The following is a 12,365-nucleotide window of genomic DNA, read 5'->3' on the forward strand; positions in this document are numbered from 1 at the left end:
TGAAAGCCCTAGTGGACTGCTCAATGACTCTGCTAAATTACTTAGTCAATGAGATAAAAAACTATGAAAACTGCAATTTGTAAGCGGTATATGAGATATACCGAAAACTTGCAGATTTCAATACTTAAAAAGTGGTAAAAAAGTAGGTTTGAGTATTAAATAGCTAAATAAAAGCTTCAAAAAAGTAATACAGATCTTTTATTTCTTACTTTATGTTTTGATGAGATAGGTTCACGAAGCTTGTGAAATGTTTTCACATTTTTGTTTCTTTCCATAATAGAATATTTGTGTTTTGTTAATATGGTAAATAACGATGATCGATGCGCCAAAACTCGTCGCATTAAAATTTTATAAAAAAATCTTGTAAAACTTTTATTAATTTTCAAAAATTAGATCGAAACTATGCATAATCTCTTCGTTTCATGCAACGAAATTTATTCCGCCTATATTCTCCTAGTAGTATCCAGTTTCAGTGCTGTATACCAATTATAGTAGAATATGTTTGTAATAAATATTTTGGAAATTTGTTGGTAAACGAAAAAATAAACAGTCACTTGAAAGAACTGAAGCAAGGAAATTAATGAACTCCTCTAAAGCATGTTAAAAACTTAATTAAAAGACAACGCCCTTCAAAAAATAATATATTGGAAGCTTGGTGTAATATCATTTTAAGAAATATCGCAGAGAAAAGAGAGCGGGTCTTTTCTGAAAAAATGCCTGATTTTGAAAGTACAAACATAGATTTAAGAGCAGGATCGCCATTACTTATCGGAGAAATATATTATCTTTTCCTTCACTCTTCTGCTAATGAAAGTGTATTCTGCAGAATTGATACATATTAAGAATCGGGTAAAGAACACGTAAAAACAATTACTGCTATTATCAATGAGTCAGCCTTATAGGAATTCCACTATTGATAAATGAAACATTTAAAAAATATTTCATTAAATTATTGCGACGATATTTTAGCGCAGCAATTAAATTCTATAATGGCTTTTAGAAAAAAAATGTAGTGGATTAATTCATAAAGCGTCAACAAAACAATGATTGCTTATCTATATAATGCATAACTCGAAACATTTTTTTATTTTTAATAATAAAATGGCTATTTCATCAAAAACAAGAAAATTTCTCTGGGCTAAATCTGGCAACAGATGTGCAGTTTGTAAAGTCGAATTGATAACTAAAAAGACCACATTAAATGAATTCAATATTGGTGAAGAGTGCCATATTATTAGTTCAAAACCGAACGGACCACGGCATATCCCCGATCTTAAAGAATATGACATCTATGAAAACTTGCTTCTCTTATGTAGAAATCACCACAAAGAAATTGATGAGTTTACAGATACGTATACAGAAGAATTATTGCGTTATGTTAAGACCAGTCATGAAAACTGGATTAAAAATACAATATCTAAAGCTGTCGAGGATACTGAGAATGAATATAAACCAAAATTTATAATGAGGATTTTATCAGGAAAGGAATTGCTAAATATAGTTAACGAAGCACATGCATATAACACAGACTATGATGATATAAAAGACCATGAGGAAGCACAATACATTGGAAGTATTATCCAAACTTTCATTGATTACGGAGACATAAGCGGGATGGTTGAAGCTTACGACAAAATTCAAATGGGATATGATTTACAAAAATTACTTGATGAATTAGAAGAAAAAGGATATTATGTATTTGGAGAAAGAAACCCAGAAGCTATTCTTCCTCATATTTCGAAAACAGACAAATGGACTGTAGCAACCATCATTATAAGAAAGAAAGAAAATCCTGAGGTTTTAATTTTTTTTCAGAATACTTAAAATATCTGACGAAATTTTAGAACTTGACATTAATACCAAAAATATTCCTACAAATCTTGAAAAATAACTTACCAAATATATGCTACTGGTGCGGAGATTCTTTGACAACTGAATCAGTAAATAGAGAACACGTACCAGCTTTCAGTTTTTTCCCAAAAGGTCATAGACATAATCTAATGACGGTTCCATCATGTAAGTCACATAATAACAATCTGTCTGAAATCGATGAAAAGTTCCAGTTATTCATTAAAGCATTCAAAACAAACAATGTAGCAATAAAGGACTTAAATGATCGTGTTAGGCGGGGATTCGAAAGAAAAGAAAAACGAAAATTTGTTGAAGAATTGGAACGTACAGCAAGATCTGGGAAAATATATGGAAGACCACATTTTTTTCTTGCATTGAAAGAAAATGAAGCTGAATTATTTGCTGAAAAAATTGTCAGAGGAATATATTTCTATCATAAACAGAAACCTACAAAAGGAATTATTCAAAGTGTGACAAACAGAATTATCTATGAAGGTTTTAATACGATAGCAGTATTTAATGATTTAAAAAAGGACTTAACTCCAAATATTATGAAAGAAGGAGATTACAATAATCCTGAGGTTTTCAAATACCGATACTTGGATTATGGTGGTCTCTTCACAATATTTATGCAATTTTATGATCATGCAGAATTTATAGGTATCGTGTATCCAGATGGGTTCTCATTTGATTAAATTTTAGTAATCATATACTTCAACGTACGAATTTATAAGGTAAAAAATGCGAAGAAAAAATCCAAGTTACCCCCTTCAAACCTCAACTAGTTGTTTTTCATACTAAATTTATCTATATTCCAGCTTCAGAAGATATAGATTCTGCATACCAATGAAGGTTTTAGCTAGCCAAGAGTAATTAACTCCGTTGCAAGATTAAAGATTTCTTCATATTTAGCCGGAGAATTTCTTTTTAAAGTTGCATGGACCTCAATCTGAGTGACCTCATCTAGACGATATTTTTCAACACCGAAGCGAGCTAATATCCTATCTAAAGGTTGTTTGCCAAAAGAATCCTCATACTCCCCATCCAAATGAATATTTACACTATGGCAATAACCTAATCTCGAAAATGCATATTGTGATGTATATTTCTCAGCTATTATTGCTGTAGCCGTCAATCCTTTCTTTTCCTGTAATACATGGGCGAAAACTGCACAATGACCAAACGAAAAACTGGCCGCCAAATGAGCAGGAACATTTGGATTTAATCTTTTTGGTAGCTTTTTTAAGTATAATTCACTTTTTAAAATAATACTTACGGCTTTCAAAATTTTTTCTTCACTTGGCATAACCCTAAGAGGAAGCTTCCAAACCTGCTCTTCACTATAAAAAGTTGTCTGAATGCCACCACTAAATGATCCTCCACGTTTAGCCGCAATTGGAAGTATAACATTTTGGTTAAAACTTTGTATCTTTTTTTTACCAATAAAATCGAAAATATCGTCGTTGTCAGTACCTACGTACACTCGTAAGGATTTTCTTAATTCCAATGGTGCGTCGTTATATGGCGTCCACCAATCAACGTGAATTAGCCAGCCACTCACTCTTGCAAGTGCAATGGCAAAATTTACTCCATCCTCTTTCTCCCATTCTTTTAGAAAAAAATCAAGAAAATATTTCTGCGAAACTTTTTTATAATTTTTCATACCTTATTTTTTTAAGAAAATCTTCACGCTCCGCAACATGGAATATCTTCACAGAATTTAAAAAAGCCCAAATTGATCTTTTTACCTAATCAAACCATGCTCTTGGAATAAGTGCCTTATAAGTATCGGGTTGGTCGAATGAGCCTCTCCACTCCTCCACCAGATGTACATTAGAGACCTCGCTCCACGTAGATTCTGAAGCGTGCTCAAGCACAATTATCTGGGTCTGAAATTTATTACTTTCGATGAATTTACTACAGGCTTTAAATATTAGTGTTGTATTTTGAATATCTTCCGAGATTTTCTTTTTTTTGTTAAGATCAATATTATCTTTGTCCAGATCCTTAAAATCCTCTGGGAAATATACTTGACTGGGCTGGTCTAGGATCAGAAATGAAGGGATATAATTCTTTTTACCAGATTTTGGGAGATTTAAAAAGTACTCATGTAGTCCCAGCATAGTTGCCAAGTGAAAACACATATGGTTTGCTCCACTACCCAATTTATATAAAAAGTTAATATTCTTCGATCGTGTATCTTCGATACGGATACCCACACTTACGTCAGGATCCAATAAAACACGTCTTTGCTCTTTATTTTCTATTGGTAGAATTTTGACATAGTTTGCAATCGCCTCTGATACCCTTTTTAAACAATACTCTTTATCGAATTTTTCCTTCAAACCCTTCAGTGTTTTCCTCTTGCCTGCTAATTGACCTGCAATTCTTTCCAGTTCAGAAGCTAAATTTGCCGAAGGTGAAATCTTTTCTAAATTTTCGAGAACATGTTCAATCTTTCCACTAAATTCAAAGATATCTTGAAGTTTCTTAAAATTTTTACGATCCTCGTTTCTGAGAATTAGAATATTTGCATCTATCTTTACAATATCCCGTTCTTTAGCCTTAATCTTTTCTTTATAATCTCCTTTTTCTTTCTCAAAACTAAAATTTTCAGATCTTGAGGCTTCCAAAACTTTACCATTTTTTTGGCTTTCACTTTGAAGATTAAGGAGTGTATTAATCGCTTTTTCAGATACCGAATCACAAAAAGGGCATATATTAGTACCTTTCTGCTTTAGCAGCCAATCAACTGGCTTCAACCTTTTATCAATTTCAACAGCTACACTTTCAATATATTCAACTTTAGAGCGATCAAACTGCTGTATTTTCTGTAGTCCAACTCTAAGTTCATCTAACTCCCGCGTAAATCGGATACGATCACCATCTAGCTCCTCCAACTTCTCGGAATATCTTATAGCAGAGCCCTCTTTAAAGAACCTGTTATTTTTCACATCCAAAACAACTTTTTTCAACTCGCTTTTTATCAAATTTACGCTTCCACTCTCGATACTAATATCGGCGTTTGACAATCCCAGATTTATCGCTTTGGAATAATATTCGTAAACGTCTGTTTGCCAGCTTTCATATTGCAAACGGAGGTCATCTAATTTTCTGGCTTTTTCTTTCTCTTCACGTTCTAAAGCGTCGATTTCACTTTCGAGATTTAAAATTTCATATGATTTATACCCCAAAACTAAAGGGAAAAGTGTCTTTAGGCGTCGTAAATGTTCAAAAGTATCAGTTTTGTAAAATATGGTTGTTGGATTGGCGATAATATTTTGAGGTTGAAACATAAATGCAGTAGTATCTCGGAAACTTGCTGGAGCATCATCTTTTTGAGATTCGTTATTGATTGAAATATTCTCAAAGCCTGCTTTGACACTAAGATAGTTTTTTACCTTATCTCTATTCGTTTTATATTTACCTGCTTCTTTAATCCATTCATTTGTGTTCAATTTAGGATTATCGCCCTTTCCCTGCACATCATACATATACATCACATCAGAAACTTTATTATCATTTCCTGGGCAGTCCCTCGCTAAAAAAATTGACTGATCTCCTATAGCAATATAGATTGCAAATTTATCAACCTTCTCCCTTATTGTTCCTACAGGTATATCACACTCGCTGCTACCGAGGCAGTAATCAATAATAGAAATAATTGCAGATTTCCCTCGTTGACTATAACCAGTAATCACATTAACCTTGGACTCATGAAATTTAATAATTCTCGGATTCAGGGTCTCGTCAAGTGGATATAGTATAATATTTTTTATCTTGAGTTTCATTAAAACCTAATGTTTAGATCGTTCTGTAAATTGTTATCATGTTTTTTCGCGAAAATACTCCCTAATTTAAAAGCACTATCCTGAATTTGTTTAACACTATCAAAAGAATTATTAGATAACAGTGCCAATACTAATTTCTTTGAGGTGTATGGTTTTAGGAGAGTTATTGTGCCGTTTTCTTTATTGATGCTTAAAATCTTTTTACTAAAGGCTACATTAAGTCCGTCAAAAGTCTGTACTGACATCTTAAGTGCTCTTTCCTGAAGGCCAAGAAGTATAGAATGTTCCTTCATCAATGCAGTATACAATTCGTTTGAATTTAAAAAGCTAAGCATAGCTGAATAATTATAAACAATCGGTAGCACAAAAAAAAGATAATCAAGTTTTGGAAAGGTCACTTCACTTTTTCTATTTTTGGCAATAGTGTGGTAACCTAGAGTAAAACTATGTAGGGCTATTACACTTAAAGCATCATTCTGCATTAATTCAAAAAGATTATATCCTTTATCAAGTGATTGGCCGTCTCTTATGCTCATAATTTTTTATATTTTAATTCCCAGTCAGGATGCCAACCGATTTCTGGTATATTAGATAGTTTTAGGAATGTACCATTACGTATATAACTATTCGAGGAGTTAAAAGTAAAACCCTCTTGAAAATTGACTTCGATATTATGCATTATATAATCAAAAATTTTGATAGCCATCTCATTTTTCTCCATATCATTATACTCCTCCAGTTCTTTTATTATGACCGTATCTACGTAACTTTGCCACCTATCCATACAGGCTTTTTGAAACGCTCTAAAATCTGGCTCAGTGAAGTCTCCTCCTATTACAATGTGTGCCATTTCAATATCATGATATATGAAATCCAATACTGCATTTTCAATAAGTCTTTCTTTTGCAGATTTCTTACGATTGAGATCAGAAATCTGTGCCACGAATAATTCCTTCTTTACTTCCGAAAGACGCTTGAAATCAATTGTTCCTAAATCATCTTTTTTTCTAAAAACGGCATTAACAATGGCAGGATTAGCATTTACAATAGATAACTTGGAATCGAAATCCTTTTTGGTAAATGTCGCTCCAATTTTTATTCCCTGGAGCCATTTTGCCTTACTTCCGTTGAGTAACCATCCATACATGGCGTCATATACAAATTCTTTTCTTGCTTGGGAATAGTTATCTGTTGTCATATGGGTTGCAATAAAAAATCTTTCCATTAAAGACTCCTTGTCTTCAATAGAGAGATTTTCCTTTATAACTCGAAACTTATCCTCCTTTGAAAGAACGAATTCAATAAGTTTAATAATGGGTTTGATTGATTTTCCTGCATCTTCGTTTGAAGATTGTAAACTTTGTAGCTTAGCTTTCTGCCTATCTAATAGCAACTTAATATCTTGTATTACCTCGTCAAAGGAGCCAGTGAGAATTCTTCTCAGCAAAGAATGGTCTGCAATTTTTTTATTGGTCGAACATATAAATTTCGTCGAATCATTAAAAATACCGCTTTCAAGCTTTTCAATCCATATTTGTAAGGTTCTCCACAATGATTTACTAGTATCCTCAAATGTAGTTCCATTTGGTGCTATACTATGCTTTGATTGGATTGTTACCAAGACAAGGTCTTCGTCAGTCTGAACAGCAACATCGTCAACTTGCTCAATAGAAACCACATCCGTTATATTATCGAGAGTAGCTAAAAGAACCAAAGCCTTTTCAAATTGAAAGAGAAAACCTGATATTGAACCAGAGGCTGAATCGGACATAGATTAAATATGGTTGTTAATTTGTACTAAAATAGACATTTTTAAGAGATTAGACAAAAACTTCGTATGTGAAGATCCTACTTAATGTCGTTTGCTGATAAATATTAATCATATATACTATTTTAAGTAGTAAATATAAGTTAATAGCATTTACTAAAATTATGGTTATCCGTAACGAATGTGACTTACCACATCATAAACCACAAAACCAACATTTTCTTCTATATAAAACTGGATCATACTTTCCTAATTATAACCTTCATTAATTATTGCAGTTTGCTAAATGCCCTATGTGATTGCATCGAACGCCCTACAAAGTCTGCTTGGATATACCAAAAAGGATTAGAGTCAAGAAAAAAAAACGTAAAATCCTATTAATCAAATACATATTTCTAATATTTTTTCAATATCAGCAATAAAAGTGTTCGAAGATAATACTGTCAAGTTCACTGAACGGACATCTTAAGACAAAATAAGCACCAATAAGAATGTTTTCCTACTTCAGAATAATTCATATTCAATTTTGAGTCATACAAAATTTAAAATATAGAAATGGTATCAAAACAAGATCTTGAAATATTCAGAATAAGAATAATTGCAGATATAGAACAATTATTGGAAGTTAGTCATAGTCATTCCAAAGACGAATTTGACTGGTTAAGAAGTAAGGCTATCAGAAAAATGATGGACATATCTCCCGCAACCTTGCAGAACTTAAGAATCACTGGAAAAATCCGCCACAAAAAGATCATGGGCTCTTATTATTACAGCAGAATAGATCTACTAAAATTATTTGAAGATGAAAACTGATACATCTAAAAGAGGTTTGATATATCTTGATAACATTTGTAATGATCCTAAACTTACTGTTTGGCATATCAGCTTACTCCTTGCAATAGTTCGATTAGCCTATCGACAAAGTGAAAGCAACATTATAAGGGTCAGCAGAAGTAAACTTATGTTAATGTCACATATCAATACTACCCCCACCTATCACAAATATTTTAAAGAACTACAAAATTATGGCTACATTAAATATACCCCATCATATCATCCAGGCTATCGTAGTACAATAGAATTATTATAATCATCCTAATTCAGATAGTAAAAAACTTCAATACTTCAGGAGCTTTTCTCGGTCTAAATTCGGAGACACATTACGAGCAATATGGGATTTCATCTATTTTGAAAACCATATTTCTCAAAGTTCCACAAGATTATAACAGTTATAGTCAAAAATTTCAATCCCTTAATGATTAGGGAAGAAATTAGTCTATTTATCCTGAAAGCGATGAAAACATTTGTTCCCTCTTTTTGAGAATTATGAGTTAATTGCTAATCTTACTTGTACCTTGATTACAACAAATTGTACAAAGAGTTGTTAAATAAAATAACAATTCTGTTAGGTGAAAATGGTTTTAAAAAACAGGTATAACTGATGAAGAATTATTGTAAAATTATTTATGTGAGTACTTAATTTTAGCAAATTCATTTTTTACTATTTCCTCAACTCGCAAAGATACAGAGACTGTTGTTACTTTTTTACCAAGTGTATTCTGAATATTAAAAACTACATTATCAGAATTTCTACTCTTTTTTATTAGTTGTTCTTTTTTCTGAATATAAACAGATTTTTTTAATGAAGAATTTTTCATACTAAATTTTAAAATACTTATTAGCAAATGATTGATTATTTTCCATATCAAAATAATGTTTCCTTTTCATCCAAATAAAACCGTCCCCCTTGGTAACGATTGCAACGTCAACTGGCCCTCCCACACTTTCATCTGAAGAATCCAATGAAGTGAACTTACGTTTAAGTGAAGTAATATTCACTAACGATTCAGCAAGTTCTGACATATCTTCCTTCCCCATAAATGCTAAGGTATCCAATAAAGGTTTTGTTATGTTACTAAATTGATAATCATCTAAACCTTTTATTAACTGGGTGGAAATATTTGTCAACGCAACCCTTATTTGATCTGATAAATCTGCATCTCCCAAAAGTTGTTCTATTTGATCAGAAGCACTCTTAAAACTTTTCTTAACTGAATTATGCATTTCACTTTTAAAAATCGGATCTACACCTGTCAAAACTGTAGTTGTAACATCAGCTTGAGCATAAGGAATGATATTTGAGCTATTAACAGTGCCTGGCTGAATGTATATTGGTTCCAAAACTCTAATTCTTAATCTATCACCAATTAATGCCCCAATTAATATATTATGGCTCGACGGATACATTTCATTTTCCCCAAAACCAAAAAAGACGAAACCGCAAAAACTTTCCATTATAAATTCAATATTAATTAATGAATATAAAACACTTTTGATTCTTTCCTTATGTTCATCATTAATACTAAATTCATCAAATTCCTCTTTAATCTTTTGCTCAATAAAATTTTCGATCTCCGACAATTCGACTGAGTAATAATTGCAATAATCTTCGTAAGATAAATCGCTATAAACTGCTTGCGGGTATGTAGACAATTTTTCTGAATATCTCTGTAGTTCTTCGGAGATTGTACGGTGAAAAAATTCATTCCTCTGTTCTGGTGACAAACTTTCTACATCAACATCATCATTATATAAATTCTCTATAGTATTATTGATAATCGATAGGTGAGCCCAACCACAAAAACCGTAAAAGTTAGTTCTCTTTACTTCTGCTGGTACCTGCCCAAGTTTTCCATTTAAAAACCCAATAAAATCATTTTGATATTCAACCATTGTATTAAATGAGCGATCCCCTAACTGCCTTCGGTACATCTTAATCAATGTTTCTAGAGGCATACCCAAAAGATTTGCATTACTATAGATTGCAATACCGACAGGGTGATATTTGGAAAGGGTAAATATTTTATTACTTCTATTGTAAACTTTTTTACCATTTGTGCCTGTAACAGTTACAGCGCTGTCCGCAGCAACCGAAATCCCTTGTGAATTTAATACTCCTACTATTGCAGTCATGAAAGATTATTTAATTTATGGTAAATATATCAAATTACGTCAAATACAAAAACGAATTAATTTAAAAAATTAATAATATCACCTATGGGATTGAAACTATTAATTTAGAAATAGATAGATAATAATTTTTTCTTAATTTAACCTAATATTTTTTGGTTATATTTGTTTATAATCTAAGAATTAGTTGTTCTTTATCAAATTGTTAAAGGTTACATATTTAAGCACTCAAGAGTTTTGTTAAAGCAGTAATAATGTTATGGCAAAATCGTGGCAGCCAATATGATTGTACTTAGAAATGAGGTTTTAAAGTGTTTGGAAAGAGTTGGTTCGAATCCCTCGCTCTCCGCCATAATAAAAAGAAAGCCCGATGTCAATCGGGTTTTGTTGTTTATGGACTTTTGCAAACAAGGTTTGAACAAAAGACATAAACAACAAAAGAAATGAGCGCAGCGAATGGCTTTATTGTTATATGAAGCCTTCCCCATTAGGGATCATGGAATAATCCTCGTTCAAAAAAGACAAGTTTCGATTTTGTTGTTTATGGATTTTTTATCTTATAAAAGACTATTATGCTACTTTTGGATTAAAGTATTAATTTCCTGAAAGCTTAACGAATCATTTGCAAAATCGAATTGACCTGATTTAATATGTTGTATCGATTTGATAAAACTGCTCATCGCATTTCTATAAAGTGAGGCCCCTAGACTAATACGTCTTACACCAATCTTTGATAGCTCTTCAAAACTTAAAGTACCACCTTTTAATCCCATAAATACATTCAAAGGTTTATCAATGGAGCTTATTACAGATTCAATTTCTTCTTTTAAGATTATTCCTGGAGCAAAGAGAACATCGGCTCCCGCTCTTTGATATGCCTGTAAACGTTTTATTGTATCGTCTAAATCTGGATTACCAATAAAATAATTATCTGCACGAGCAGTTAGTATAAAAGGAAAATTTAGGCTTTTGGCTGCTTCTGAAGCAGCTTTTACTCTTTCTACTGCAAGTTCAAAAGGATAATTTTTATTTGAATTTGTATCTTCAATTGAAGCACCAACAATTCCAGTTTCAGCTGCTCTTAGTATAGTATCATAAATATTTTTGGGGCTATCAAAAAAACCGTAACCCAAATCGGCACTCACAGGTAAATCAGTCGCTGAGGTAAGCTCTCTTAAATGAACTAATACCTTTTCCAGAGCTAATGAATTATCATCAGCTCCATTTGACAATGCAAATGCAGCACCAGAAGTGGCTAACGCTTTAAAACCATAAGAACTTAAAATCTTTGCACTTCCAATATCCCATGGATTAGGCATAATAAAAGCTGATTTCTCTTTGTGTAATTCACTAAAAATAACTGCTTTGTCATATTGACTTTTCATATTAAATCAATTTTAGAATAAAAAATGTTCTTTAACATTATCATGTTACTAATTAAATCACCAACTGTTTTCTAGTGGACTTTTAGCAACAACATCGAATATAAAATTAAATTTTCGGTTTGTTTTTCAAAAAATCACCATCTATGATGAACAATTTTACACCATTTTTGCTACTGGAACAATGTGAGCTTAAATCATCTGATACGATGTAAGACATACCTTTTTCTAATTTAAAAATACTCCCATTTTTAAGTTCACTTTCAAATTCTCCATCTACACAATATACGATATGTCCTTTTTCGCACCAGTGATCTGCGAGATAACCAGAAGAATATTCTACCATTCGCAATCTCAATCCTTCATATTGCATCGTCTGCCAAATTGCAACACCAGTCTCTCCTTTGTGTTGAACTTTTGGAATGTTATTCCAATCGATATTTTCAAATAAAATGTTACTCATACAAATTTTGTCTGTTTAAATGAATTAATACTGTCTTGCAATTATAACCCAACTTATACCCTATTCTATTGTTTGAGTGGGAAAGCTCGAACCGGTTAATAAAATGTATCTTCTTGAATTCATTTCAATAGACATCAATA

General features: G+C 32.0%; 11 protein-coding genes. 3 read left to right on the forward strand and 8 right to left on the reverse strand.

Features of this window, described 5'->3' with window-relative positions; translation table 11 throughout:
- Positions 1-1,101 precede the first annotated feature (1,101 nt).
- Together LZQ00_RS08630 and LZQ00_RS08635 are read left to right on the forward strand one after the other, a co-directional pair.
- Positions 1,102-1,824: an HNH endonuclease gene (locus tag LZQ00_RS08630; RefSeq protein WP_234514616.1), complete on the forward strand. Its 723-nt coding sequence runs from the start codon at positions 1,102-1,104 to the stop codon at positions 1,822-1,824.
- A 56-nt stretch (positions 1,825-1,880) separates the two neighbouring features.
- Positions 1,881-2,546, forward strand: coding sequence for an HNH endonuclease (locus LZQ00_RS08635; protein WP_234514618.1), 666 nt, complete (start codon positions 1,881-1,883; stop codon positions 2,544-2,546).
- A gap of 164 nt (positions 2,547-2,710) precedes the next feature.
- Here the strand turns inward: LZQ00_RS08635 and LZQ00_RS08640 are convergent, their stop codons facing one another.
- From LZQ00_RS08640 to LZQ00_RS08655, 4 genes are all read right to left on the reverse strand, one after another.
- Positions 2,711-3,514 (reverse strand): hypothetical protein, encoded by an 804-nt coding sequence (locus LZQ00_RS08640; protein ID WP_234514619.1) that lies wholly within the window; start codon positions 3,512-3,514, stop codon positions 2,711-2,713.
- An 85-nt stretch (positions 3,515-3,599) separates the two neighbouring features.
- On the reverse strand, positions 3,600-5,642 hold the full coding sequence (locus LZQ00_RS08645; RefSeq protein ID WP_234514621.1) for a DUF3732 domain-containing protein: 2,043 nt from the start codon (positions 5,640-5,642) through the stop codon (positions 3,600-3,602).
- Positions 5,642-6,178 (reverse strand): three component ABC system middle component, encoded by a 537-nt coding sequence (locus tag LZQ00_RS08650; RefSeq protein WP_234514622.1) that lies wholly within the window; start codon positions 6,176-6,178, stop codon positions 5,642-5,644. Before LZQ00_RS08650 ends, LZQ00_RS08645 begins: the two co-directional genes overlap by 1 nt.
- A complete protein-coding gene (locus LZQ00_RS08655; RefSeq protein WP_234514623.1) occupies positions 6,175-7,413 on the reverse strand; it encodes an ABC-three component system protein in 1,239 nt (412 codons plus the stop codon). Before LZQ00_RS08655 ends, LZQ00_RS08650 begins: the two co-directional genes overlap by 4 nt.
- A 552-nt stretch (positions 7,414-7,965) precedes the next feature.
- On the opposite strand from LZQ00_RS08655, the gene LZQ00_RS08660 reads away from it, so the two are divergent.
- Entirely contained in the window at positions 7,966-8,223 is a 258-nt protein-coding gene (locus LZQ00_RS08660; protein WP_234514624.1) for a helix-turn-helix domain-containing protein, read from the forward strand.
- 647 nt (positions 8,224-8,870) lie between these two features.
- Here the strand turns inward: LZQ00_RS08660 and LZQ00_RS08665 are convergent.
- From LZQ00_RS08665 to LZQ00_RS08680, 4 genes are all read right to left on the reverse strand, one after another.
- The gene (locus tag LZQ00_RS08665; protein ID WP_234514625.1) at positions 8,871-9,068 is read right to left on the reverse strand and encodes a hypothetical protein; all 198 of its coding nucleotides are present in this window, start codon (positions 9,066-9,068) and stop codon (positions 8,871-8,873) included.
- Between the two features lies 1 nt (position 9,069).
- The gene (locus tag LZQ00_RS08670) at positions 9,070-10,383 is read right to left on the reverse strand and encodes a hypothetical protein (RefSeq protein ID WP_234514626.1); all 1,314 of its coding nucleotides are present in this window, start codon (positions 10,381-10,383) and stop codon (positions 9,070-9,072) included.
- A gap of 572 nt (positions 10,384-10,955) precedes the next feature.
- The gene (locus LZQ00_RS08675; RefSeq protein ID WP_234514627.1) at positions 10,956-11,765 is read right to left on the reverse strand and encodes an oxaloacetate decarboxylase; all 810 of its coding nucleotides are present in this window, start codon (positions 11,763-11,765) and stop codon (positions 10,956-10,958) included.
- Between the two features lie 106 nt (positions 11,766-11,871).
- Positions 11,872-12,225, reverse strand: coding sequence for a DHCW motif cupin fold protein (locus tag LZQ00_RS08680; protein WP_234514628.1), 354 nt, complete (start codon positions 12,223-12,225; stop codon positions 11,872-11,874).
- Positions 12,226-12,365 lie beyond the last annotated feature (140 nt).

Origin of the sequence: Sphingobacterium sp. SRCM116780 (assembly GCF_021442025.1) — a bacterium.
Classification (GTDB): Bacteria; Bacteroidota; Bacteroidia; order Sphingobacteriales; family Sphingobacteriaceae; genus Sphingobacterium.